The 26,880-nt window shown below is 45.0% G+C and carries 18 protein-coding genes; 11 read left to right on the forward strand and 7 right to left on the reverse strand.

All coding sequences use genetic code 11. The features are described 5' to 3' along the window. Positions 1 to 627: 627 nt before the first annotated feature. Positions 628 to 3,336 (reverse strand): HTH-type transcriptional regulator MalT, encoded by a 2,709-nt coding sequence (gene malT, locus VJL_RS21280; protein WP_038881313.1) that lies wholly within the window; start codon positions 3,334 to 3,336, stop codon positions 628 to 630. Between the two features lie 569 nt (positions 3,337 to 3,905). On the opposite strand from malT, the gene VJL_RS21285 reads away from it, so the two are divergent. From VJL_RS21285 to VJL_RS21300, 4 genes are all read left to right on the forward strand, one after another. Then, positions 3,906 to 6,359, forward strand: a complete 2,454-nt coding sequence (locus VJL_RS21285; protein ID WP_038881316.1) for a glycogen/starch/alpha-glucan phosphorylase — start codon at positions 3,906 to 3,908, stop codon at positions 6,357 to 6,359. A gap of 375 nt (positions 6,360 to 6,734) precedes the next feature. After that, entirely contained in the window at positions 6,735 to 8,915 is a 2,181-nt protein-coding gene (gene malQ / locus VJL_RS21290) for a 4-alpha-glucanotransferase (RefSeq protein WP_038881318.1), read from the forward strand. Positions 8,916 to 9,165: 250 nt separating this feature from the next. Continuing rightward, a complete protein-coding gene (glgB, locus tag VJL_RS21295; protein ID WP_038868973.1) occupies positions 9,166 to 11,370 on the forward strand; it encodes a 1,4-alpha-glucan branching protein GlgB in 2,205 nt (734 codons plus the stop codon). 288 nt (positions 11,371 to 11,658) lie between these two features. Then, the gene (locus VJL_RS21300; RefSeq protein WP_038881367.1) at positions 11,659 to 12,543 is read left to right on the forward strand and encodes a LysR family transcriptional regulator; all 885 of its coding nucleotides are present in this window, start codon (positions 11,659 to 11,661) and stop codon (positions 12,541 to 12,543) included. A 17-nt stretch (positions 12,544 to 12,560) separates the two neighbouring features. Here VJL_RS21300 and VJL_RS21305 read toward each other — a convergent pair whose 3' ends face one another. Then, complete coding sequence (locus tag VJL_RS21305) at positions 12,561 to 14,078, reverse strand: AbgT family transporter (RefSeq protein ID WP_038881319.1); 1,518 nt, start codon at positions 14,076 to 14,078, stop codon at positions 12,561 to 12,563. A gap of 53 nt (positions 14,079 to 14,131) precedes the next feature. Next, positions 14,132 to 15,304 carry a M20 aminoacylase family protein gene (locus VJL_RS21310; RefSeq protein WP_038881321.1) on the reverse strand — a complete coding sequence of 391 codons (1,173 nt, stop codon included), beginning with the start codon at positions 15,302 to 15,304 and terminating at the stop codon, positions 14,132 to 14,134. 303 nt (positions 15,305 to 15,607) lie between these two features. Here VJL_RS21310 and mtgA point away from each other — a divergent pair, with 303 nt between their 5' ends. Both mtgA and VJL_RS21320 read left to right on the forward strand, forming a co-directional pair. After that, a complete protein-coding gene (gene mtgA, locus VJL_RS21315) occupies positions 15,608 to 16,285 on the forward strand; it encodes a monofunctional biosynthetic peptidoglycan transglycosylase (RefSeq protein WP_038881322.1) in 678 nt (225 codons plus the stop codon). Between the two features lie 180 nt (positions 16,286 to 16,465). Next, complete coding sequence (locus VJL_RS21320) at positions 16,466 to 18,526, forward strand: alpha-amylase (protein ID WP_038881323.1); 2,061 nt, start codon at positions 16,466 to 16,468, stop codon at positions 18,524 to 18,526. 88 nt (positions 18,527 to 18,614) lie between these two features. On the opposite strand, the gene VJL_RS21325 is transcribed toward VJL_RS21320, so the two are convergent. Then, positions 18,615 to 19,787, reverse strand: a complete 1,173-nt coding sequence (locus VJL_RS21325; RefSeq protein ID WP_038881324.1) for an MFS transporter — start codon at positions 19,785 to 19,787, stop codon at positions 18,615 to 18,617. Between the two features lie 192 nt (positions 19,788 to 19,979). Here VJL_RS21325 and VJL_RS21330 point away from each other — a divergent pair, with 192 nt between their 5' ends. After that, positions 19,980 to 20,780 (forward strand): AraC family transcriptional regulator, encoded by an 801-nt coding sequence (locus tag VJL_RS21330; protein ID WP_038881326.1) that lies wholly within the window; start codon positions 19,980 to 19,982, stop codon positions 20,778 to 20,780. 129 nt (positions 20,781 to 20,909) lie between these two features. Here VJL_RS21330 and VJL_RS21335 read toward each other — a convergent pair whose 3' ends face one another. Together VJL_RS21335 and VJL_RS21340 are read right to left on the reverse strand one after the other, a co-directional pair. Further along, on the reverse strand, positions 20,910 to 21,626 hold the full coding sequence (locus VJL_RS21335) for a DsbA family protein (protein ID WP_038881328.1): 717 nt from the start codon (positions 21,624 to 21,626) through the stop codon (positions 20,910 to 20,912). Positions 21,627 to 21,723: 97 nt separating this feature from the next. Then, entirely contained in the window at positions 21,724 to 22,092 is a 369-nt protein-coding gene (locus tag VJL_RS21340; protein WP_038881329.1) for a hypothetical protein, read from the reverse strand. A 376-nt stretch (positions 22,093 to 22,468) separates the two neighbouring features. On the opposite strand from VJL_RS21340, the gene VJL_RS21345 reads away from it, so the two are divergent. The 4 genes from VJL_RS21345 (at position 22,469) to VJL_RS21360 (ending at position 25,407) form a co-directional block, all read left to right on the forward strand. Next, on the forward strand, positions 22,469 to 23,209 hold the full coding sequence (locus VJL_RS21345; RefSeq protein WP_038881332.1) for a nucleoside recognition domain-containing protein: 741 nt from the start codon (positions 22,469 to 22,471) through the stop codon (positions 23,207 to 23,209). Beyond that, positions 23,209 to 23,676: a YjiG family protein gene (locus VJL_RS21350; RefSeq protein WP_005374849.1), complete on the forward strand. Its 468-nt coding sequence runs from the start codon at positions 23,209 to 23,211 to the stop codon at positions 23,674 to 23,676. Before VJL_RS21345 ends, VJL_RS21350 begins: the two co-directional genes overlap by 1 nt. 9 nt (positions 23,677 to 23,685) lie before the next feature. Then, the gene (locus VJL_RS21355) at positions 23,686 to 24,810 is read left to right on the forward strand and encodes a M20 family metallopeptidase (protein ID WP_038881333.1); all 1,125 of its coding nucleotides are present in this window, start codon (positions 23,686 to 23,688) and stop codon (positions 24,808 to 24,810) included. 222 nt (positions 24,811 to 25,032) lie between these two features. Next, the gene (locus VJL_RS21360; protein WP_009698021.1) at positions 25,033 to 25,407 is read left to right on the forward strand and encodes a YkvA family protein; all 375 of its coding nucleotides are present in this window, start codon (positions 25,033 to 25,035) and stop codon (positions 25,405 to 25,407) included. A gap of 95 nt (positions 25,408 to 25,502) precedes the next feature. Here the strand turns inward: VJL_RS21360 and VJL_RS21365 are convergent, their stop codons facing one another. Beyond that, on the reverse strand, positions 25,503 to 26,807 hold the full coding sequence (locus VJL_RS21365; RefSeq protein WP_038868990.1) for a dicarboxylate/amino acid:cation symporter: 1,305 nt from the start codon (positions 26,805 to 26,807) through the stop codon (positions 25,503 to 25,505). Positions 26,808 to 26,880 lie beyond the last annotated feature (73 nt).

The raw sequence follows: 26,880 nt of genomic DNA on the forward strand, positions 1-26,880 counted from the left end.
GTTTCGGAAGAGTTCGAAATGATGGCTTTTCGGAGAAACACAAACTCTATCGCGAGTTTGAACAAATAAAACAGAACGATAAGCGAGATTTAGCAATGTGAAGAGGGGAAATATAAAAGGCGCAACACTGTCTAAATCATCCTAACTAAACAATAAATATCGTGAATCTGGCCATTTGATGATTTATTTATCATTTATGAAGTGTGGTTGCGTATTGCAACTGCGTTTTGCGTTTTGGTTTTGCATATTGCAAATTTATTCGTTCTGGTCTGATCTGATATGAGATCTTGTGCCCAAAAATAAAGCTTTTCAAATTGGCATGATTAATGCATAATTCTTTTCGACCCTTCTTAAGCCGAGGGTCACCTAGCCAACTGACGTTGTTAGTGAATACACATTGTTCACATCATACATAAGCCAATCGCCTTAATTGCGGTTGGCTATTTTTTTGTCTGTAGTATACCCAAATAACCTTGAGATGCTTGATTCTGTGAGAATGACTCGGGTATATATGTACAACGTTTCCTACGTGCTTTGCAATTTGCACTTTTCAACGATTAATGAGCAATAAAAAGGGCTGACGCATAACGCCAACCCTAGTATCTAGCACTAATTTATTCAGTCCGATCAGTAACCCATCAACTGCAACAGATTTTCCGCTGTTACGATGGCTTCCTTACGGTTAGCAATGTTGAGCTTTTGGTACAAGTTACGAATGTGAGTCTTAATCGTTGTGCCTGCGACATCCAACTCTTGCGCGATTTGTTCGTTGCTAAAGCCTGAGTAGATTAGACCAAGAACTTGCCATTCGCGTTGAGTCAGTGGACTTGTACGAACCAGTTCCGGTACGTTCGGGTGATTCACCAATTTCTCAATAAAGTCTTCATCGAAGTGAATAGAACGACTGCGTTGGTTTGATGAAATGTCTTTCATCAATTGCTGAGCACGATGACGTTCTAGGTCACCGAGTTCGTGACGAAGACTTAGCTTCTCTAACAGACCACCAATGGTGGCTCCATCAGTAAGGAAGTTACCTACCATGCCAGTTTGGTTCGTCATAACTAGGGCTTCTTTCAATAGCGCTTTCGCTTGGTCTTCGTCTTTTTGGCGTGCTGCCAAGATAGCCTCTACAACCAAGTTGCGGTTTGTATCCGTCACCAAATTCGTACGACTAGCTTCGCTTTGCAAAAAGTTCAGTGCCTCACGTGCTTCATCATATTGGCCTAGGTTGATATGAGCGCGAGCAATGTTACGCCATTGCAGTTGTTGGAAGTGATTACATGCGGATTCAGGGCGAACGGCAGTATTCAACCATTCTTGAATTGCTTCTGTGTTACCGCGCGCTTGCCAGAACAAGATCAGAGAAAGTGATGCGTTCGCAGTCCAATCTACGTGGTAAGTAGACTGTTTCATCAAGTGTTGGATGTGCTCAATGAATTTTCCTGCTTTATCGAGTTCACCACGGCCAATTGCAATACGTGCCAGCATTGAGTAGCTATGTAAGTGCTTGCTTGGTGAGTGATTTTCCAGAATTTGCAGACCTTTGTACGCACACTCTTCCGCTTCATCCAGACGGTTCCAACACCACAATACTTGAGCGCGAATACGCAGCAAGAATTCATGAAGGGGTACGTGTTGTAGCTGCTGGTCTTCGATCAGACGGAAGCCTGAGTCTTGCAGTTCAAATGCTGCTTGAACGTAACCTTGCGCAATCATAATTTCGCTTTGCTGCAGGATTGCCCACAACGCTTGGTGGTAAACCTGATACTGGCGAGCCAACTTTTCGGTTTGCTGCATCATTGGCAATGCACGATCGAGCTTACCCAATACGTGGTTAACTTCACCGACGACCGATGTCGCCACGATGCGACTGCGGTACACGGTAGGGTCAAGTTGGCTCAATGCAAGTTCGGCTAGTTCCAATGCACGCTCTGGTTGGTTGCTGTTGATCGCAACTTGAGCGAGCAGGGCGTGGGCTTGGCCTTGGTAGCCAGAATCCAACTCGATATCTCGCTTAGTGTGTTCTTCTTCGGCTTCTGCCAGCAACTCGCCCACTTGATTGTAACGGTGTTGGCTTTGTGCCAACCATGCTCTTAGCATCGACAGTTTTGGATGGCTGAAGAGTAACTCTTTATCCAGTTTGTTGATCGCCGATTCTAAGGTGGTTAACTCACCTTGGTTAAACATCTTCCAACCAAATTCATTTAAGATTTCGACGATCAAGTCGGTATCATGAGATTTCTGCGCATGATGAATGGCTTGATGCGGTGCTTTCTGGTTCAACCAAGCAACGGCGGCATTACGATGTAGGTCTTTTTCTTGTTGTGGAATTCGAGCAAGACGTTCATGAGAAAGGAATTCGCCAAATAAATTGTGGAAGCGGAACCAGTTTTGCTCACCTTCCAACGGATAGATGAACAGGCCATAGCGGTTTAGAGATTCAATCATACCTAGCGCGTCTTCACGCTGTGTGAGTGCGAAAACTAATTCATCATTGAAATGGTCCAGCACCGACACTTGCATTAAGAAGTGGCGTGTTTCGTGATCAAGCAAATCAAACACTTCTTCGACGAGGTAATCCCATAGGTGCGCATGATTAAACTGAGAAACCGACTCGACGGTTTGTGCCAGTGTGCGGTTTTGATGTTGTGCTTGCAGCGCGATCAATTGCAACGCGGATGGCCAACCTTCCACATAGGTACGTAGATTGTTTGCCATGTCTTCATCAATGCCATCGGCAATACGTTGGTTGAAGAAACGTGTGGTTTCCTCTGTATCGAATGCCAACATTTCGTTGCCAATTTCGATCATTAAATCGCGTACGCGTAAGTTAGCCGTACCCAAAGGTGGTGCCGCACGGCTTGTCACAACCACGGTTAGGTTGTCTGGCATGTGCTTTAAGAAGAAGCGCATTGACTCATGAATTTCGTCGTTGGTGATCAAATGGTAATCGTCTAAAACGACGTAGCACTCATGCTGAAAATCCGCCATTTCGGCGAAAACTTCGCTGAATAGAGAGCGCAACGAAGAGAACTGACGTTTCTCCGCCAGTTTTTGAGCATTAGAGCAGTTGTAGTTGGTGGCTTTATTTAAGGCTTGCAGTAGATAGTTAACGAAACGAAAGCCATCGTTATCGCTATCGTCAATGCTATACCAACCGACATTGGGTTTATCTGACAGCCACTGAGCCGCCATTGTGGTTTTCCCGTAACCAGCAGGCGAGCGGAATAGTACTAATTTGTAGTAAGGCGCTTGTTGTAGTAAGTCCAATACTCGTGGACGGACGATAGCATTATGCAAACGACCCGGACGAGTAAGTTTAGATGGAATCCACATTATTGATTCTGTCCTTGTTTTTTGAGCTAGCGAAACTAGAAAACTGACTCACACCACTAAAAATTTTAGTTTGTATGAAAAGTGTACAGGCTTGTGAGTCGTTTGGGATGGTACGACATCAGAAATGCCTCTTACTTTGATCCACTTCCTAATTCTCGAGAGTTGATGAAAATGCCGTCAACTACGCCCTGCATTTGTGATTCTGGTCACTTAAATGTCGCTGGTATTGATTCCATGTAGTTTGAGTTGCACATCTATTACGAAAAAATTATCGATGTTAAAAGACGTAATGTGATCGATTAGACACTTTTTACATTGGAGTGGGAAGGGGTCATAAAAACCGTCATGAACAAATTTTAATCTTTCTCAAGATTGGTTGTGATCCGAATCACTAAGAACAGGACGAGAGACAGCTGTGTTGCGATTTGGATCACTAACTTTTCAATGGTACTCCCTCTACGCCCTACCCCCTCCTCCCACGAAGGAGGAGAAACAGGAGGATGTTTATTCACAGAGGGAAATGCAGGATGTATGGCAGATGAATTACTAAATGACGTGAGAATTTCTTAATGAAACCAACTCAACAAAAACAATTTGACAAGAAGTCGTTCCAAGAGAGTGTGAAGAAGCATCTATCTGTAACTTATGCACACACGATTGAAAATGCAGATAGCCGTGCATGGTACCTAGCAATGGGTCGCGCACTGGCAGAATTCACGACTTGTGATTTGCTTGCTACAGAAGAAGATCCTCGCATCAAGAATGCGAAAAGTGTTAACTACCTTTCTCTAGAATTTCTAATCGGTCGTTTAACGGGTAACAACCTAATCAGCATGGGTCTTTACGAAGAGATCACTGAAGCAATGGCTGAACTAGGTCACAACTTAACCGACCTTCTAGAAGAAGAACGCGACCCATCATTGGGTAACGGTGGTCTAGGTCGTCTAGCAGCATGTTTCATGGATTCATGTGCGGCGCAAGAATTCCCTACTGTAGGTTACGGCCTGCACTACGAATACGGTCTATTTAAGCAGTCGTTCAAAGACGGCCGTCAACAAGAAGCACCAGACGCATGGCGCGGTGTAGAAGGTTACCCTTGGGAAGTGGCTCGTCCAGAGCTTGCGCAAGAAATCGGTTTCTACGGTCACGTTGAAGTGGTAAACGAGAACGGTAAAGAAGTTCGTAAATGGGTTCCTGGCATGTCTGTAAAAGCAATGCCTTGGGATCTACCTATCGTCGGTTACGAATCAGACACGGTTTACCCTCTACGTCTTTGGGAATGTCAGGCTATCGCACCATTCTCACTAGCAAGCTTTAACAACGGTGATTACTTCGAAGCTCAGCACGCGCTGATCGACGCAGGTAACATCACTAAAGTGCTTTACCCGAACGATAACCACGAGAAAGGTAAAACACTGCGTCTAATGCAACAGTACTTCCACTCAGCAGCGTCTGTACGCGACATCCTACGTCGCCACGAAGCTGCAGGCTACTCTCTAGCGGATCTACCGAAGCAAGAGACTATCCAGCTTAACGATACGCACCCAACCATTGCTATCCCTGAGTTAATGCGCATTCTAATGGATGAAAAAGGTCTTACTTGGGAAGCGGCTTGGGAAATCAGTTCTAAGACATTTGCGTACACCAACCACACACTACTTCCAGAAGCACTAGAGACGTGGCCAGAGTCGCTAATCCAGCGTCTACTTCCACGTCACATGGAAATCATTTTTGAAATCAACCACCGCTTCCTACAAGAAGTTCGTAAGATGTGGCCTGGTGACGGTGAGAAGCAAGCGAAGCTTTCTATCATCCAAGAAGGTTTCAACCGCATGGTTCGCATGGCTAACCTATGTGTAATCGGTTCTTACGCAGTAAACGGTGTAGCAGCACTTCACTCTGAATTGGTTAAGAAAGACCTATTCCCAGAGTTCCACGAGATGTACCCAACTCGTCTACACAACGTAACGAACGGTATCACTCCTCGTCGTTGGTTGAAGTTCTGTAACCCAGGTCTTTCTAAGCTAATCACTGAGAAAGTAGGTCCAGAATGGCCTGCGAAACTAGAGCAGCTAGAAGGCATCGCTAAATACGCAACAGACGCGAAATTCCAAAAAGAATTCATGGCTGTTAAGAAAGAAAACAAACAGCGTCTTGCTGATTGGGTTCTAGATAACATGGGTATCGAGCTAGATACTAACGCTATCTTCGACGTTCAAATCAAGCGTCTACACGAGTACAAGCGTCAGCACTTAGATCTGCTACACATTCTGTCTCTATACCACCGTATCCTGAACGAACCAGGTTTCGAGTGTGAGCCACGTGTATGTTTCTTCGCAGCAAAAGCAGCACCGGGTTACCACCTAGCGAAAGAAATTATGTTCGCAGTTAACAAGGTTGCAGAGAAGATCAACAACGATCCTCGCCTCGGTAACAAACTGAAAGTGGTATTCATCCCTGACTACCGCGTGAGCATGGCTGAGATCATCATCCCTGCGGCAGACGTTTCACAACAAATCTCGCTAGCGGGTAAAGAAGCATCTGGTACAGGTAACATGAAGATGGCTCTTAACGGTGCCCTAACTATCGGTACGATGGATGGTGCTAACGTTGAGATTCGTGAAGAAGTGGGCGACGAGAACATCTACATCTTCGGTCTTGATGTTGAAGGCGTGAAAGCGGTGAAAGCAGCTGGCTACAACCCTTACGATTACTACAATGCTGACCACTTACTGAAAGCGTCTCTAGACCTACTAACAGGCGAAGAGTTTACGCCAGGTCAACCAGGTCTGTTGCGTGCGACATTTGATAGCCTACTAGATGGCGGTGACCCATACCTATGTCTTGCTGACTTTGCATCTTATGTGAAAGCGCATGAAGACATGGGCAAACAATACAAAGACCAAGCGGGTTGGGCTAAGAAAGCCATTCTTAACACCGCCCTAGTTGGTAAGTTCACATCAGACCGCTCTATCCGCGACTACGTGAACAACATCTGGAAACTTGAGACGGTAAAACGCTAATAGTGATACCCAAGTAACCCCAGGATGCTTTGTTCAGCGAGATTGACTTGGTTTTCAGGCAAGGCAACGATTTGAAGATATAGTGGTTCTATATCAAAAATTGTTAACGAAGCATGTAAGACAAGGCAACTCGCCCTCTGGGAGCGTGTCATTGACCCGATTTCGGTGTCAAACAACTTGGAAAGAGGCTGCTATTCCGCGGCGTTGCTTTCCTTGAACTCGAATCAATGACAACGCTCTGAACTGTGCATCTTGAGGTCACTTGGGTATAAGACCAAGGTAGCCGAGTGCTACCTTTGGTCATTTTCAAAGATAAATTATTGATAACAATAAAACCCTACATGGAAGGTGTTGGTATTACCTTCGGAGAAAGCGATGAAAGAACAAACAGCATTAAAGAAAGTCGCAGACATGGCGCGATTAGCAGATAGCTACGTCAGCGCGTGGGGAGACGAGGCAAAAGTTTCAGAAGAAACACTGCGCCGCTTGCTCACTTCACTTGGCTACGATACTAGCAGCGATGAGAAGCTATTGGCTTCAGCTGAGAAAAAACATAAGAAAGACGTACTAGCCCCTGTTCTTGTTTTACGCGACGGCGAACCAGTCGAAGTGGAACTAAACCTAGGTACGAGTGCTCGCGAGAGTGAATTTAGCTGGCGTTTAGAAACAGAACAAGGAGAGGTACTTGAAGGCTATCTTCAGTCGCAAATTGTTCGTGATGAACGAGCTGAGGGTGGCCCTCTAGTGTTTGCATTGCCAAAGAACTTGGCATGGGGTTACCACAAACTGATCATCAGCCGTAAGCGTCGCAAAACGCCTTACGAAATGTCACTGATCATCACACCTAAAGCGTGTTTCAAGCAAGAAGATCTAAACCAACACAAAAAGCTATGGGGCCCAAGCATCCAGCTTTATACACTGCGTACTCAGCATAACTGGGGTATCGGTGATTTTGGCGATCTAAAGCAACTGGTGAGTGATATCGCATCTCGTGGCGGTGACTTCATTGGTTTGAACCCGATTCATTCATTGTTCCCTGCGAACCCAGAAGGTGCGAGCCCATACAGCCCGTCTTCTCGTCGTTGGCTGAACATCATGTACATCGACGTAAGCTCTGTACCTGAATTCGCGTTAAGTGCAGAAGCACAGCAACGTGTTGGCAGCGCAGAGTTCCAACAACGTCTGCAAAAAGCGCGTGAATCACATTGGGTGAATTACACCGAAGTGTCTGAGCTGAAGATGAGCGTGTTACCGCTACTATTTAGTGAGTTCAAAGCGCGTCACTTAGACAAGAACACTGACCGTGCTCGTGCATTCCTAGAGTTTGTAGAGCTTGGTGGTGATAGCCTACTTCACCAAACGGCATTTGATGCTTTGCATGGTGAATTGCACGCGGAAGATTCAAGCGTGTGGGGTTGGCCTGTATTCCCTGAGAAATACCGTACATTTGACTCGGCGGCGACTCAGAAATACATCAAAGATAATCAAGAGCGTGTTCACCTGTACATGTACCTACAGTGGATCGCTGACGATCAAATCAAAGAAGCGCAAGCACTGGCTGAAGAAAAAGGTATGACCGTTGGTCTTTACCGAGATCTCGCTGTAGGCGTTGCGGATTCAGGTAGTGAAACGTGGGCTGATGAAGGCAACCTAGTTCTAGATGCAAGTATCGGCGCGCCGCCAGATATTCTTGGTCCTCTAGGTCAAAACTGGGGTCTACCACCGCTAAACCCACAAGTGCTAGAAGCAACTGGTTACGATGCGTACATCAAGCTATTACGTGCCAACATGAAGCACTGTGGTGCGCTGCGTATTGACCACGTTCTTGGTCTACTTCGTCTATGGTGGATTCCAAAAGGCGAAAAGGCGACTGAAGGTGCTTACCTTTACTACCCAGTTGAAGACATGCTGGCAATCCTAGCACTTGAATCTCACCGTCATCAGTGTTCAGTTATCGGTGAAGACTTGGGTACCGTGCCAGATGAAATTGTCGATATCCTACGTGACGCAGGCGTTCACTCATACAAAGTGTTCTTCTTCGAAACATCAAAAGACGATGGCGGCTTCATTTCTCCGAAACATTACGCTGAACAGTCGATGTCGGCATTGTGTACACACGACATGCCAACCCTCCGTGGTTTCTGGCATTGCGATGACTTAAAGATGGGGCGTGAGATTGGTCTTTACCCAGACGAGCAACAATTAGAAGGTCTATTTGAGGATCGTTTGAAGTGTAAACAAGGCATTCTAGACAGTGTTCGTTGGCACGGTTACTTGCCAGAAGGTATTGGCCATGATGCTCAATACGTTCCAATGGACACGTACTTGAGTGAAGCGCTTCAATTGCACGTTGCTGCGGGTGATTCTGCATTACTGAGTGTTCAGCTTGAAGACTGGTTAGAGATGGATCAACCAGTTAACATTCCTGGCACGGTAGATGAGTATCCAAACTGGCGTCGTAAGTTGTCGATGAACCTTGATGAAATCTTTAGCCGTGAAGACGTAAACCGCATTTCGAAACGTCTCACTGAAGTGCGTGCGAAAGTAGGCAAATAATGAGTATTGAGTGATGTAGGAAATCGTGAATTTAATTGCGTAGAGGTACGAAAGTACAGCCTAGGTCACTCATTAAATCGGTACGATCCGTTAGGATGGAGTACCGTTATTATGCCCGCAACAATAGCGGGCATTTTTGTTTTTTGATGCCACTTTATTCATTGAATGGATAAAGTGAGCGGTTTTATATTTTTGTGAATTCGCAACGTTTGGCTGAGGAAATCCGATATTCAAAAACCACTAGGAGAATATCGGTGCTAGGGAGAAAGATTTGAAAACTAAGGTAAAGAAAAACCACAAACGCGCATACGAACTATTGGCTGAGGCGGCTTACTCAGACCCGTTTGCTACACTGGGGCCTTTTGCGAATGACGAAGAAGGTTCATTAAGAGTCTGGATGCCAGGTGCAGACAAAGTTGAACTGGTTGTCGAAGGCGAGCCACGTGTGGAATTAAAGCGCGATGGTGACAGCATTTTTGTCCTAGAAGAAGTGCGCGATTTGCACTTAACACACTACCAATTAGCGGTGAATTGGGATGGTGTTGAACAGCTTGTCGACGACCCTTACCAATATCACAATATTTATCAAGAATATGAGCACCTGCATACGCCAAAAGACATGTACCACTACATGGGCTCACATTTCGTGACGATGGAGCGAGATGGTAAAAATATCTCGGGCGTTCGATTCCTTGTTTACGCACCTCATGCATCCGCCATTAGCCTAGTTGGCAGTTTCAACCAGTGGGATGGCCGCCGTCATCCGATGCAACGCCTTGATTACGGCATTTGGGGCTTGTTCATTCCTGATTTGGAAGAGGGCGTACAATACAAATTTGAGCTCAAAGGACCAAATGGGGAAGGGCTTCCTCACAAACAAGACCCTTGGGGTTTCTTCTCAGAGCAATACCCGTCTTTCGCATCGATTACGTACGATCATAATCGTTACCAATGGCAAGACACCAAATGGCAAAACCGAACGGTCACGCAAAAACGTGATGAGGCTTTATCCTTCTACGAACTCCATGCTGGTTCTTGGAAGCGCAATGCGGACGGTGATTTCCTAAATTATCGTGAGCTGGCGACTGAGTTGGTTCCATACTTAGTCGACATGGGATATACCCACGTTGAACTCATGCCAGTGTCTGAACATCCGTTCTTTGGTTCTTGGGGTTATCAGCCAGTTGGCCTATTTGCCCCAACCAGTCGTTACGGCTCACCTGACGATTTCAAATTCTTCGTCGATGCGTGTCACCAAGCTGGCTTGGGCGTGGTACTGGATTGGGTGCCTGCTCACTTCCCGTCGGACGATCATGGCTTAGCGAACTTCGACGGTACGCCACTGTTCCACGATCCAGATCCTCGTCGTGGTTGGCACCAAGATTGGAACTCATACATTTACGATTTAGGTCGTGAACATGTTCGTCGCTTCCTTGTGTCTAACGCACTGTACTGGTTCGAGCAATTCCATATTGATGGTATTCGTGTTGATGCTGTCGCTTCAATGCTCTACCTAGACTACTCACGCAGCCACGATCAGTGGATCCCGAACGTCGACGGTGGTAATGAGAACTACGATGCGATCGCAACCTTGAAGTGGATGAACGAAGAGGTGTATAAGCACTTCCCGAATGCGATGACGATTGCAGAAGAATCGACCGCATTCCCGGGTGTGTCTGCTCCGACGTTTATGGGCGGTTTAGGCTTTGGCTTTAAGTGGAACATGGGCTGGATGCACGACAGTCTATCGTACATTCAAGAAGACCCTGTTCACCGCAAATACCATCACAATACCATCACATTCCCGCTTGTCTATGCACATAGTGAGAACTACGTATTGTCGCTATCTCATGATGAAGTGGTGTACGGCAAAGGTTCTATTCACAACAAGATGCCGGGTGATGAGTGGCAGCAAACTGCAAACCTACGTGCGTACTACGGCTACATGTATGCGCAGCCAGGTAAGAAACTCAACTTCATGGGCGCTGAGTTAGGCCAGACGGCTGAATGGAACCACGACGATCAGTTGCAATGGTTCTTACTTGAGTTTGGTCGCCACCAAGGTGTACAAGCGCTGATTCGTGACTTAAACCACTTATACCGAAACGAAGCGGCGATGCACGACCAAGATTGCGTGCCTGCTGGCTTTGAATGGCGTCTGCAAGATGAAGCTGATTCCAGCATTTTGGCGCACGAGCGTATTAGCCAAAAAGGCGAGCGTGTATTGGTGATCAGTAACTTCACACCAGTGCCGCATGAGCGTTTCCGTTTGGGTGTTCCAATGGAAGGCAAATATGAGCTTCTGTTGAATACTGATGATGTGAAATACGATGGCAGCGATTTTGAAGTGCTGGCCAGCGTAGAAACAGAAGAAGTAGAAAGCGAGTCGTTACCTCAGTCTCTTGAGCTGCGTTTACCGCCACTATCAACCGTATTCTACAAATTGGCAAAGTAAGCTGAGTTTACGCACATAACTCAAATAGCCAAAGAACCTGATAAACATCAAGCCCGCTTTACAATGTAAATCGGGCTTTTTTTGACTCTTTCAAAACTTTTACCCGTAAGGGCTCTCTATCACTAAATCCAGAACTTGAATATATCTATGCATCTGATGATTTAGTTTTTCAATTAAAGAGATCGTTGAGTGAGCGTTGTCACAATTCATTAACACTTCACCATGTGGTGACAACAACATGGTGCGATCTTTTTAAATTCCGTAATAAGAACATTAGAGGGAATGAATGTGAATATTACTTATCGGCAATTGAAGGCGTTTGTAGCGTTAGCAGATACTCAAAGCTACACATTGGCTGCAGAAAGAGTCCATTTAACTCAATCTGCATTGAGTCAGATGATCAGAAAGCTGTCTTTACAGATGTCTTGTGATTTAGTTGAAAACAAAAACCGAAAAGTAACATTAACGGAGGCCGGAGAGTCGTTTTATTTAGAAGCGAATATGATAGTTAACAGACTTGAAAAGTGGGAACAAGATAACCGTGCTCGGCAACAAGGGAAGCATGAAACACTCGTCATTTCTTCTTTGTATTCAATGTGTGCTTCTTTGGTGCCTAAAACGATCCAACACCTCAAAAAACATAACCCTCAGTTTGCCTTTAGATTAATTGAAGAACGAGTCGACGATATTCATGCTTCGGTTTTAGAAGGGCGAGCAGACGTAGGTTTAGGCACTCCGCCTAACAACTCTATGCTTAACTTTGAATTACTCTTTCGTGATCACTTGTGTTTCGCATGCAAGGTTGGGCATCCTTTAAGCGAATTGAAACAGATTAGTTGGGAAGAAGCTCACTCTCATGCTTCTATTGGTATCAGTCCGGGAAATAGCCTAAGAAGCCTCGCTGATCAGGCGTTTATAAGTGCTGGTTTGACATATGATCCAGAAGTTTGCGTGTCTCATACATCGACGTTGTTGGGCATGATAGAAAGTGGCTTGGGTTCTGCTATCTTATCTTCCACTATTGCGGCCTTGCACGCTAACGAACATCTGCGCTTCATTCCAATTGTACGTCCAGTACAGTATCGCTCTATCGGCATTATTACAAAAAAAGAAACTCATCATGAAATTATTGATGAGTTCATTTTAAGTTTGAAAAAAAGCGTTAATGCTTAGCTAAACGACTTTGTTTCCTACACAGGTCCAACTGGTAATCCGAGCAATGTGTAAATTAAAAATGCTGCTCCCCAAACTGTGAACAGAATACAGGCATAAGGGAGCATCATCGCCAAAAAGGTACCAAATTTCACATTGGAATTGTATTTAGCAATCAATGCTAAAACCATGGGAATATAAGGGTTTGTTGGTGAAATGATATTGGTTGTTGAATCTGCAATTCTATAAGCCATTTGTGTGTATTCTGGCGAAACATCAAGCAACATAAATAAGGGAATAAAAACAGGAGCCATAATTGCCCATTGAGCCGAACCACTAAAAACTATAAGGTTCATCAACCCTGCAAGAATCATAAACATTGCGAGCATCAATAACTTCGGCATTTGGACATTTGATAATAACTCGGCACCATTTACGGCAACAAATACCGCAAGGTTTGACCAATTAAACCAAGCAATAAACTGCGCAATAACAAAGACTAGAACAATATAGCCACCAACTCCGTTGAGGGAGCGTGCCATAAGCTCAGGCACATCATTTGGTTTTTGAATAACGCGTGCTTTTAATCCGTAGACGACGGCATTTAGAATAAAAAACGCCATAATGATAGGGATAATCCCAGATAAGAATGGCGACGGTACCAAACCCCCGGTTTCGTTTCTTAATGGTGAGTCACTAGGAAAGATTAATGCGATTATTACCGCTATAAATATAACAGAAGTTACTCCAGACCATTTCAAGGCATTAATTTCTTGTTCACTGATTTGATATGCCCTTGAATCTATTCCCTCACTTTCATTATATGCTTGTTTGCTGAATCTAGGTTCAATGTATTTATCAGTGATTAAAGTTCCTGTAACGACAAGTAACGGTACTGAAATTAACATAAAGTACCAGTTAGCAGCTGGGCTTATTTCTATAGGGTCAATAATGCTTGCGGCTTCAGTTGAAATTCCCGATAGTAATACGTCTGTTCCCGCTATGAAGATATTGGCAGTGAATCCTGCTGCGACAGCGACAAAACCGGCAGCAATTCCAACAACAGGGTTTCTGTTGGTAGCGGAAAAAATGATACCAGCTAGAGGAGGGACAAGAATGAAAGCTGCATCTGATGCTAAGTTACCAATAATACCAGTGATAAATATCGATGCTGTAACGAATTTTCGTGGTGCATTGAGTAAGGATTTTTTTATGGCTGAATCCGCTAATCCCACCTCCTGAACAAGGCCAACGGCAATCATCATGGACAGAACCAAACCCAGCGGCTTGAAGGCAATGAAGTTACCAATTGCTGAATTCAGCATATAAACTAACCCTTCACCACTTAGTAGGTTTTTAACTAAAACCTCATCTTGAGTTAGAGGATGGATAACGCTTCCTCCTAGCAGTGAAGTCAGCCAAGATAGAACCATCACCGAAAAGCAAAGGATAAGAAACATGTAAAACGGATGTGGTATTTTGTCGCCTACCTTTTCTATTTTTTCTATTAACCTTGTTTTGTTATGGACGCTATTTTGCTCGAGCATATGTGTCATATTCGTATCCTTTGACGGTAATAGTCCTTAAGCGTAATGTCTACGTAGTTAGATCAGCTCTGTTCAAGTAATGAAATGAAATAGGCGGCTCCAATCGGTAATATACGGTCATTAAAGTCGTATCGTTTGTGGTGTAAGCCAATCGTTTCATTTCCTTCATTTGTTCCATTTCCTATGAACCCATAACAACCGGGGACTTTCTGCAAGAAGAAAGAAAAATCTTCACTAGCGAGTAGTGGTTGGCATTCGCTATTGACTTTTTGTCTGCCGACTACAGAGATTGCAGCAGTGATCGCAGACTGAGTTTCTAGGCATGTATTGATAGTCGGTGGGTGTGATATTGGCCCAAGAGAAAAATGTGCTTCCATTTCAAACGCTGCTGCAATATTGGTTGTCAGTGTCTCCAATTGCTTAACGAGGCGATTACGAACATCATTGGATAATGTTCTAAACGTACCGCTCATGTTGGCAATATCTGCAATTGCGTTTGTTGTTTCTCCGCAGTGTAATTGAGTGACAGATACCACAACAGGATCGAAAGGACTTTGAGTCCTGGTAACTAACCCCTGTATTCCTTGATAAACATGGGTTGCGACGAGAAGAGGATCTTGAGTGTTTTGAGGTATACCCGCATGACCACTTTTCCCTTTTATTGAAATAAAAAGTCTATCAGAGCTAGCCATTATCGGACCGTTTTTAAAGGCGAAATGTCCTTCAGGGATTCCCGGCATGTTGTGTAATGAATAGCAAGCATCTAAAGGATACTTCTCTAAAAGACCATCGGTGAGCATTCTCTTGGCTCCTCCAACGCCTTCTTCTGCGGGTTGGAAAATAAGAACAGCTTTGCCTTTAAAGCTTCTATGAAGAGCAAGGTATTTTGCAGCATACAGTAGCATTGTGGTATGGCCATCGTGGCCGCAAGCATGCATTTTTCCTGAGTTACATGAGCGATGAGCAAAGTCGTTCTCTTCATGTATGGGGAGAGCGTCCATATCAGCTCTAAGTCCGATAGTTTTTCCTAGGCCTTTATTGCCTTGGATTGTAGCTACTACTCCAGTGGTACCAAAACTTGTGTCAATATTTTCAATACCAAACTCTTTTAGTTTTTCGACGACCAGTTTCTGAGTTCTGAATTCTTCAAATCCGAGTTCCGGATGTTTGTGAAGGCTATGGCGTACCTCTGTCATCTCCGGTAGCCAAGCCTCAAGATTATGTATCGTGTTCATTACAACCCCTTTTTAACATTCGTGAAACATTTAACAGTAAGAGAGATTGCGAGCCTAGTTTGATATGTAATAGGTTTATTAGATTCTGTAATGAGCGCGTTTGTTTGTTGATGTCACCTGAACATTCTTATGCGTATATTGGTGTTTTCGTTCTGAGTGATTTCTCAAAAAAGGTATATTTTTTCAAAAGACGACTTATGAAAGTTGCCACCTTTTTCATTTGAAAAGGTTTTAGAGGTTAGTTGCCGAGGTGAGGTAGCTTTTGTGCTATGTTTAACTTTCCTATTTGTTGAGCTTATTTAGATGCTGAGAAAAATCAAATCTTTACTGGTTAAATTGCTGTTGCTCCTTTTAGTGGTACCTGTAGTAATGGTTGGCATAGTGAAATACGTCGATCCACCAATTTGGGGGTGGAAGATCAGCCGCATGATTTCTCCTCCTGAGGGATTCCCTGAAGAGAGTCAGAATGAGTGGGTGCCTTTGAACGATATTTCTAAGCACATTCAATTGGCCGTGATCGCGACAGAAGATCAAACGTTCCCGACCCATTACGGTGTGGATTTCGATTCTTTATTTAAAGTGATTTCTCAAGCCGGAGAAAATGGCCCTTCGCGTGGTGCGAGCACGATTACTCAGCAAACTGCAAAGAACGTGTTTCTGTTTCCTTCCCACTCTTATGTGCGCAAAGTGTATGAGCTTTATTTTGCTCTGCTGATGGAAGCGATGTGGAGTAAAGAACGCATTCTCGAAGTGTATTTGAATGTGGTGGAATTTGGCCCGGGTATTTATGGCGCGGAAGCCGCTGCGCAAAACTACTTTGGTATTCCTGCTAAACAACTTTCAACACGCCAAGCAGCAAGGCTTGCAGTAGTGCTGCCAAATCCATATCGCATCAAAGTCTACCCTCAGACTTCATACACCATCAGCCGCGTCAATTGGGCGATGAGACAAATGCGCAACCTTGGTAGCGTTCAGCTTTAAACTCCCTTTTATCCTGCTCATAAATAGAACTACGCCCCAATAAAAGCAAAATGTGAAGCGTCACAAGCTTTAGGGCGTAGCCTTTCAGAATGATGTGCTCAGTTTTTCATCCATTTACTATTAGTGTGAATAAAACTACAACACGAATACTGCGCCTATGCGCAACCAATGGACTGAACGATGAAACTGAATCTGATTACGACTACCTTATTGCTTGCATCGGCAAGTGCCATCGCCGAGCCAAACATTACCATTTCTACCACGACCAACAGCCGTGACTTTCCTTTAAGTGCAGAGCAGCCTTTGATTGTGCCATTAACCAAAGATGGCTATACGCTCAAAATCACTGGCGTTGAAGGCGACTGTGTGGCGCCTGATGGTCAGAAGGTCAAATTCAACAAACCTATCGCGCTGAACTGTGGACAGCCAACAGAACTGCCGTTAAAAATCCGCTTTACCGGCGACTACTCTTTCGCTTTTGATGCGGAAGCGAAAACACTGCGTTTTAAGCGTGAACCAAAGAAATCTGCTAACACTGAGTTCAAACGCCCAATCCCACAAGTGCAATGTGAGGTTTACCAAGGCGGCGAAGTCACCATCGCGTTAGGTGACAGTTTCCCAGATGGCACCAAGTTGCGTGATGCTTACTCTGGGCAAATGGTCGAAGTAAAAGATCAGCAAGTATCGCTGACGCCAAGCAAAGATTCAGGCGGGTTGGTGCTACTAGAGTCAGTGAAGAAAACCAAAGAAGCAGTACCGTTTGATTATCGCAATGCCAACATTTACTTCGTGATGGTCGACCGTTTCAATAATGCCGATACGAGCAATGACAACAGCTATGGGCGCAAGAAAGACGGCAAAGAAGAGATTGGTACCTTCCACGGCGGTGACCTAAAAGGCGTGATTGAGAAACTGGATTACATTAAGAGCCTAGGAACAGATGCGATTTGGTTATCGCCAATCGTTGAGCAAGTACATGGTTTTGTGGGTGGTGGCGATAGCGGTTCATTCCCGTTTTACGCTTACCACGGCTACTGGACGCGTGACTTTACCAAGATTGATGAAAACTTCGGTAACGAAGCTGATCTTAAAAAGCTGGTGGAAGAGGCACACAAACGTGGCCTTAAAGTCTTGATGGACGCAGTAATCAACCACACCGGTTACTCAACGTTAGCCGATTTGCAATTTGACGGTATTGAGGTGTTAAAACCAAACGCTGATTTACCGAAGAAGTGGGGCGACTGGCAACCAAAAGCGGGTGAAAATTGGCATAGCTACCACCAGAATATTGATTACCAGAGTCCAAACTGGGCGAAATGGTGGGGTGGTGATTGGGTAAGAACAGGTTTGCCGGGCTACCCTGCTACAGGCAGCAGCGATATCACCATGTCATTGGCGGGTTTACCTGACTTTATCACTGAATCAGACAACGCCGTGAAGCCTGCACAATGGCTATTGGATAACCCAGGCACTCGCGTAGAAGCGCGTGACAATTACACCGTTTCCGATTACCTCATTGAGTGGCAAACTGATTGGGTGAAACGCTTTGGTATTGATGGTTACCGTGTCGATACGGTGAAGCACGTTGAAGGTGATGTGTGGAAGCGTTTAAAAGAAGAAGCGTCGAGCAGCCTTGAACAGTGGCGTAAAGAGAACGGTAAATTGGGTCAACCATTCTGGATGATGGGTGAAGTATGGGGACATACCGCTTATCGCAGCCCTTACTTTGACGATGGCTTTGACGCCTTGATTAACTTCGACATGCAGAAGAAGTTAGACAAAGGCGCGGCGTGTTTCAGCCAAATGGCAGACACCTACCAAAGTTACGCAGATACTATCGCCAATGAGAAAGACTTTAACCCTGTGAGTTACATGTCTTCTCACGATACGGAGTTATTCTTCTCTCGCTTCAAAGATTACGGCATGCAGCGTAACGCCGCGAATGCACTGCTTCTGAGCCCTGGTGCTGTTCAGGTTTACTATGGTGATGAAGTTGGTCGTAACATTGGCCCTTATGCGGACGATTTCCACCAAGGCACACGTTCTGACATGGTGTGGAAGCTATCGGATGAGAAGCAAGCGTTGCTAAAACATTGGCAAACACTTGGTCAGTTCCGTAAAGCGCACCCAGCGATTGGTGCGGGTCAGCATCAAGTGATTGAACAAGAAGGCGCGTACGTGTTCTCTCGCTCGCTTGGCAATGACAAAGTCGTTGTGGCGTTTGTTGGTCGTGAGAAATAAACGACACTACGGCATCAGCCCCTTCTCACTTGAATGTGGGAAGGGGCTGCGTGAGTGCTAACAGGTTTTTCTTCCTAGATAGTCGTATTTAAAACTCAATATCAGAGGTTTTGAAAGTAATCAGTCCAACAAGATAGTTGATGATGGATATGACACAAGCAATGCCAGCACAGCCGATTAAAGTCATCGCCAAATCACCAAACTCAGCGGCTCTGTGAAGGCCAAATCCGATGACCAGATAATAGAACAAGCCTAATAGTGCTCCTGCACTCCCTAAGTGATCGCGATAGTGAGTTAACGCGCCGCTTAAGAGGTTTGGAATCGCCAGTCCAAATGATAGGGAAACCAATACCACAGGAATGAAAAACCAAACTGACTCTTGCATGATGAATACACCAAATCCGCCAATCAAAAGTAGCCACGATGCAAACATCACAATCTTTTCGTGACTTAAATGCATGCGTATTAACTTCATATTGATGACAGAACCTAATACAGAACCCAGTGCGAGTATGAACCCTGTATTGCCGAAAAAATTAACGCTTGCGCCCAGTTTTTCAAACATAAATGGTGCGATGCTGTAATAAGAAAACAGCGCAATGTTAAACAACCCTACCATGAGTGTGATGTACCAGATGTGCGCATCGGTCAGCATCTTTATACCGACGGATAACAGGCTATCTTTTTTGGTGTGTGCTGGCTTTGTCTCCGGCAATTTGAACAACGACCAAACCAACAGTGCAATGATGAACACGACCATGGCGATGAAAACCCATTGGTATCCGCCGAATGATGTTAGCCAACTGCCAGCCAACATTCCGATCACAGGGCTAATGCCGATCGATGTTCCAACAATCGAAAAAACGTGGCTGAGCTCTTTACCATGATAGCCATCACGAATGATGGTTTGCGTGCAGACAGAACCAACCGCCGCTCCAAAAGCGCAGCAACCAAAACCGGTTAGCAGCAAGTTGAATGTTGGTGCGAGCATGGTAAAAATGGCTGCAATAATAAAGACGATAAGCCCTAGTATCGTTGATACTCTTCGACCTATGACGTCACACATTCTTCCCCAAAAAACCACACCAAACGCAAAAGCGACAAAGAAAATGGACATCGCTTGTGCGGCTTCATTGCTACTGACGCCAAACGTACTTTTCACGGAAGTCAGTGCAGGGCTGTACATTGTCTCGATGATCTGTGGAAACATTAAGAGCACAACAGCCAACGGAATGGACACTTTTTCTATTAATTTATTCATTGTTAAGTTCTCAAAAATACCTCTATTGCAGAGCGTCGTTTGAACATTTAGCTTGATGTTGAGTGAACGACATTCGATTACGTGTTTCACGTTTCTTGGTTTACGTGATGCAGCAAAGTATATCTGTGCCATGCTTTGGGGTTATAATGAGAATCAAACATAAAATATCGAAATAAGGACAGGTTGATTTCAATGGCATTACTTTCGAAAGGTGATCATTTTTGTGCTGATGAACACAATGGATTGGTCATTGGCGTCGCTGTCGAGGTATCGGATCATGATTCAGGTATTCATTTCCATGCGAAAGACCAGTTACTTTCATCACAACATGGTTGCATGACGATAACGCTTGAGGACGTCAAGTATGTGTTGCCACCCATGAGAGCAGCATGGATTCCTAAAGGGGTATCACACAACGCTCAGTCAACGAATGTGGCGCAATACCGTTCTCTCTATTTTGACCCGTCATTGACAGAGCGTTTGCCGCGGAAGATTCGAATTTTCGATGTGACGCCTCTGATGAGAATCTTGATCGAAAGGATGTCTTTCTGGCCATTTGATAAACCTGAAAGTGAACAGGTTAATACCCTGAATTTATTTATAGAAGAGCTTAACGATTCTGAAGATGTCTATTTACAATTGCCGTTACCTAAAGATTATCGATTACAGTCGTGGATCGCGAAAATCGATGATGAAGCGTTTACCGCGCCTTCTTTGGCTAAGTTAAGCCAATGGGTTGGGGCGAGTGAAAAGACGATAACGAGGATCTTTAATCGTGAGACGGGGATGCCGTACCAAAGTTGGCGTCAGCAATGGCGTCTGTTGGGGGCGATTGAGCTGTTATCCAGTGGCATGAGGCTATCGGATGTTGCGCATCGGTTGGAGTTTTCAAGTGACAGCGCATTCATTTACTTTTTCCGCCAAAAGACGGGGACCACGCCAATGAGTTACTTAAACAATGAGCCGAGTTTTGGTGGGAGCCAACTCAAATAGTCGTCCAATTGCTATTTAGCCTCGTTCTCTTATGATAAAGAAAAGCCCTTCCTTGACGACTCAGGGAAGGGCTTTGTTATTTTCGATTCTTACTTAGCTACTTCAATAGCTATCGGTATCAATCGCTATTTATTTCTTTAGCTCTTGGTCGATGACTTTCTCAAGCTCTTCGAAAGGTACATAACCTGGAATAACTTGGTCATTAATGATGATCGCTGGTGTGCCACGTAGACCTAGGCGAGTGAAGTACTCGTAGTTCTTATCCAACAGCGCTTTGGTCTCTTTGTCGTCAACAAGCTGTGCTTCGGTGCCTGTTTTCTTAGCGATTTTTTGCAGCGAACTTGCATCGTGTGGTCCCGGTTTTTTCACCAATAAGTCATGTACTTGCTTGTATTTGTCATGTTGGTTTTGCCATACGTTCAATGCGTAGCTTGCTGAGTTGTAACCGTTCTTCTCGTACTGTTCTTTGAACGATACCGTCATGTTCAGTACTTTTATTTGCGGGTATGCTTTCTCTACCTTCACCAACTCGCCTTCAAGACGCTTACAGAAAGGACAGCTGTAATCAGTCACATTGATGATAGTCAGTTCTGGATTCTCCGCCCCGAAATACGAGTGCTTGCCATCGTTCAAGTAAGTGCGCACTTCTTCAAGCGTAGAGCTGAATGATTTTTGGTAGGCGACGTACTCTTGTAAGTTTTGATGCAAAGAGTCGAGGACTTGCGGGTTCTCTTGCAGTATCTGCGTAATGTCATCCAGTTTCTCTTGAGTGGTTTTTTCTGCTGCTTGTGAAAACATTGGCACTACCGTAAGTGCTACCGTTAAAAGGGTACGTGTGAATTTCATGATCTTTCCTAAAACTATCGGTCTTCACTGTTTTGTTAGTGAAGTGGTTAAAAATAAAACAATTAATTTGGGGGCAATAGGCCCTAACAATCGGGTTTTATTCTCTAAACACACACAGTTTTAGGTGCACCCGAACTTTTTCGGGTATCGGTTCGGTATGATGACGGAAAGCGTTACGTTCACCACCACAGATAGAGAGTAAGATCAACGTAAACAGAAATAAGGGAACAATGAAGCTATCCAGATGGTTTTGTGAAACCTGAATCAACTTTTCAGATAGTTCACACTGTTTCGTTAGGCCTTTTTCGCTCTTTTGTTGTTGCGCAGTAGCGTGTTCAGCCGTGACTTGATCCGCTACGAGAGGGCAAGATTGATAGAGGCCCGCATTTTTACTTAAACAGATCACGATCACCCAAGCTACGAGGGCAAGTGTCCAGCGAGCGATGTTAGATTGTGATCGAAGCAAAAGGCAAATCCTAGGTGAAACTCTATATATGACCGCACAACCCTAAATTAAATTTCATTGGGCTTTTGTTAGTTTTTAGTCAGAAAACACCAAATAAGCAACAAAACATGAAGCACGTCGAAGGTGTGGTTAAATACAATTTTGCTCAAAAGTTAAACATACTTTGTTAAACGTTTGATTCGTACTGATGTTAGATAAATCTACCTTATCTTGGTCATAAATATTTATTATCTTTTAAATGTGATTCAAATCATAAAATAAAACTTCATAACTGAGTGAGATGATTGTTCGGCAAACGGATTGATTTTGATCATCTCTCTAGCACATTATTCAAGGGATCATCTATGTGTTCTGTTCCACATATATAGGTGAATTTATGACAAGCCCTGTTCATGCTGAACGCAAGGTAACGATTGGGTGTTACATCGCACTCGCGTTTGCGGTTGTGTTCTTCTCTGGTTTAATGCAATCCAACGAATGGTATGGTGTATTCGACTTTACCACTCTTAATGGCTCTTTCGGTAAAGTGGCTTACGGCGTAACGGAAGGTGCGGATGGCGCGGTACAAGCTGCGACTACCTCTTTCCGCGGTACTGGCGGTAGCGGTGCTCGTGACGGTTTCATTTTCGCACTTACTTTGATTCCAACCGTTATGTTCGCATTAGGTATGATCAACGTACTTGAGCACTACGGTGCACTTGAAGCTGCTCGTAAGCTTCTTACTCCTCTTCTACGTCCTCTTATGGGCATCCCTGGTAACTCTGGTTTGGCTCTGATTGCTTCTCTACAAAGTACCGATGCAGGTGCGGCAATGACGCGTCAGCTAAAAGATGAAGGTCACCTAACTAAGCGTGAAACGGACGTATTTACCATGTTCCAGTTCACTGCTGGTGCAACCATCGTGAACTTCTTCTCATCAGGTGCTGTGCTATTCACGCTGACGATGGCTGACGGCTCTCTAGCGGTAACGTCTTCAATTGGTTTAGCGGTTGTTGTGATGTTTGCATTCAAGATCGTTGGCGCGAACCTGTTCCGCATCTATCTGAACATGACTGAAGGTAAAGAAGATAAGCAAGACCAAAACAAATCTGAGAACCTAAAAGAGGAGACGGCATAATGGGTGACGTTAAAGCGAAAAAACCAATGGTGACGGATATCTTCGTCGAAGGTGCTAAGAAAGGTTGGGTGATTGCGACTACCTCTACGGTTCCTAACGTATTGATGGCATTCGTTATCATCAAAGCGCTGCAAATCACTGGCGCGCTGGATCTGATGGGTACTGTGTTCTCTCCAATCATGGCGGTGTTTGGTCTTCCTGGTGAAGCGGCAGCCGTTCTTATCGGCGCTTGGATGTCGATGGGCGGTGCAGTGGGTGTGGTTATCACGCTGTTTGACCAAGGTATCCTTAACGGCACGCACATTGCGATTCTAGCGCCTGCTATCTACCTTATGGGTTCTCAAGTTCAGTACATGGGTCGTATCATGGGCCCTATCGGTACTGAAGGTCGTTACATCCCAGTTATGATTGCAATCTCAGTATTGAACGCGTTTGGTGCAATGCTGGTGATGAATCTGTTTGTCTAGGAGTGAGTCATGCAATTCTCTCTAAATGAATATCTAGAAGAGCTACGTCCGCTAATCAATGTGGATTGTGGCACTTACACCACTGATGGTATCGAGTTCATCGCTTCTCAATTTGAAGAGAAGTACCAAGCGATGTCAGGTTGGAGCGTAAAACGCATCGACTGTGGCAGAGCCGGTGTTGGTCTTGAAGTTCGAAATAAGCCGGAAGCTGAGCAAATCGACGTGATGTTGATTGGTCACATGGATACCGTGTTCCCTGTGGGTACCGCTGAGCTTCGCCCAATGTCTCAAGATGCAGAGAAAGCCTACGGTCCGGGCGTCTCGGACATGAAATCTGGTTTACTGAACATCGTATACGCGATGCGCAACCTAGACCAAGCGGTGTTGGATAAGTTGTCTATCGTTATCTGCATGAACCCAGATGAAGAAACGGGATCTTTGGACTCTGTGGATTGGATTCAATCAGTAGCGAAAAACGCTAAGAATGTACTGGTTGCAGAAGCAGCACGTGCAGACGGTGGTTTAGTGAAAGCGCGTAAAGGCATGGCTCGCTACAAAATGACCTTTAATGGCGTTGCAGCTCACGCTGGTAACGAGCCAGAAAACGGTCGCAGCGCAATCACTGAGATGGCGAACTGGATCTTGGCAGTCAATGCAATGACCAACTTTGAATCTGGTACCACGTTGAACGTCGGTATTGTCTCTGGTGGTAACGGCGCGAACATCGTCCCTGAACATGCTGAAGCGATCGTGGATGTGCGTTTCTGGAGCAACGAAGAATACGATGATGTCGATAGCAAGCTAAACGGTATGCTGGAAACACCATTCGTTGATGGCGTGAGCATTGAGCTGGTTCGTGAAGCTTATAAGCCTTCAATGGTGCCAAGCCCACAAACGGAAAGCCTGATGATGCTAGTTGAAGAAGCGGCAAGTGAACTGGCGATCGACATCAACTGGAAAGAAGTCGGTGGTGGCTCTGATGCAAACAACACGGCGATTCTTGGTGTTCCAACTTTGGATGGTCTAGGACCTATCGGTGCAGGCTTCCACAGTGATCAAGAGTACTTGTTGCTTGAGTCTATCGAACCACGTATCAAAATGTTGATGCGTGTCCTAGAGAAGATTGCTCAATAAGGCATTCTGCTTCTAAAGCTTGCTTCCCAAAGCTGTTGGTTTCAAAACCATTTGGTTTCCAAGACTTTTTGTTTCCAACGCAATAATCCCCCGGACTTCGGTCTGGGGATTTTTTATCTAGCCATTTTGTTTCCTTTCTTCATTATCAATACTTGCCATTAATCCTACGTTCAGGTTCATCGTCTTAATATCTATGCCACAGTCATAAGTTTAGGAGGCACGATGACCACAAGCATGTCTGTAAATTCGGCGTCCGATGACGTCTTAGACCAAACGATGCAAGCACCAGATGAGAAAACCTTCTGGCGTAAAATGAAAAATTCCGTCAAGAAAGCAGGCGAAGAGATTGCTGTTATGGGCATCAAATCATGGCTCGCGATGGCAGATTCCAATACCTCTGTTCGCCACAAAGCTATCTTAGGTGGCGCATTAGCTTACTTCGTTCTCCCCACTGATATGGTGCCCGACGTACTAGCAGGCGTCGGCTTTACCGATGACATGGCAGCACTTACCCTAGCCGCGAACTCGGTCGGCAATGCCATTACCGACGAGCATGAAGAACAAGCGAGAGAAAAGCTGAGTTCGATGACGGAGTAGGGTTATGAACTATTCTTTAGATTCCAGACAAAACAAAAGCCCCGATGTTTCCATCGGGGCTTTCATTTAGACAGGATAATTTAGCTTGGAAGGAATTAAGCTTCCGCGCGTTTTAGATGTACTTCTTCTTCTTCGACTCCAGCTTTTGGATCGTTGAAGCGAGCTTCATCCAATGCGCCTTCCGATTTAGCAACAATGATAGTCACTGCACTGTCACCGGTGATGTTTACTGCGGTACGAATCATATCAAGTAGACGGTCAACACCCATGATAAGTGCAATACCTTCTAGCGGTAGACCTACTTGGTTCAATACCATTGCTAGCATTACTAGACCAACACCAGGAACACCTGCGGTACCGATCGACGCCAATGTTGCCGTCATGATAACCATTAGGTAGTCGCCCATAGTTAGGTCGATATTGAATGCCTGTGCGATGAACGCTGTCGCCACACCTTGCATGATCGCCGTACCATCCATGTTCACGGTTGCACCCAGCGGTACTGTGAACGATGATACGCGGTTCTCAACACCCATGCGGTGCTTAGCCGTTTCCATTGTCACTGGAATCGTCGCATTCGATGATGCTGTCGAGAAAGCAAACATGATCGCGTCTTCCATCTTACGTAGGAACGTAATTGGGTTTAGACCCGTGAAGCCTTTTAGCATCAAGCTGTAAGTTACAAGGCCGTGCAGCAATAACGTACCTGCTAGTACAACAAAGTATTCAGCAAGGTTGAAGATTGCGCTTAGACCAAGACCGGTAAACAGCTTCGCCATTAGGAAGAACACACCGTAAGGCGCTAGGTTCATCAAAATCGCAACCAATTTCATGATGACTTCATTCAGATCAGAGAAGAAAGCGGCAATACGCTCGCCTGGCTTACCCGCTGCACTGATCGCGATACCGAATAGTACGGCAAACACGATAACTTGCAGGGTTTTACCTTCTGCCATCGCGCTGATTGGGTTAGTCGGGAACATATCAATGATCACTTGACCCAAAGATGGCGCTTCTGCTGATTTGAATGAACTTGCTGCAGTTAGGTCTGCACCAGCGCCTGGCTGGAATAGCGTACCCATGGTTAAAGCAAGTGTGATTGCGATAGCGGTTGTTGCTACGTAGAAAGCAAGGGTTTTACCACCCATGCGACCCAATGTTGATAGGTCTTTTAGGGAGCTGGTACCACAAACTAGCGAAACAAATACTAGCGGTACGACAAGCATTTTTAAGCTGGCAACGAAGATCTGTCCACCAACTTCGAATAATCCATTAACAATGTATGCGTCGACAAATCCGTTGTCGGCGAAAAGTGTGCGAATTGCAAATCCTGTCAAGATACCCGCTACCATACCCAAAATTACGCGGCTGGTGAGCGACATCGGTTTCTTGGTATTCATGAGAACACTCCTTATAGTTATGCACCTTAAGTTCACTTCAAGGCGGCGAGCAGATTAGCAGTGGAGTGCGAAA

It is taken from the genome of Vibrio jasicida CAIM 1864 = LMG 25398 (assembly GCF_000400365.1).
Taxonomy (GTDB): Bacteria; Pseudomonadota; Gammaproteobacteria; order Enterobacterales; family Vibrionaceae; genus Vibrio; species Vibrio jasicida.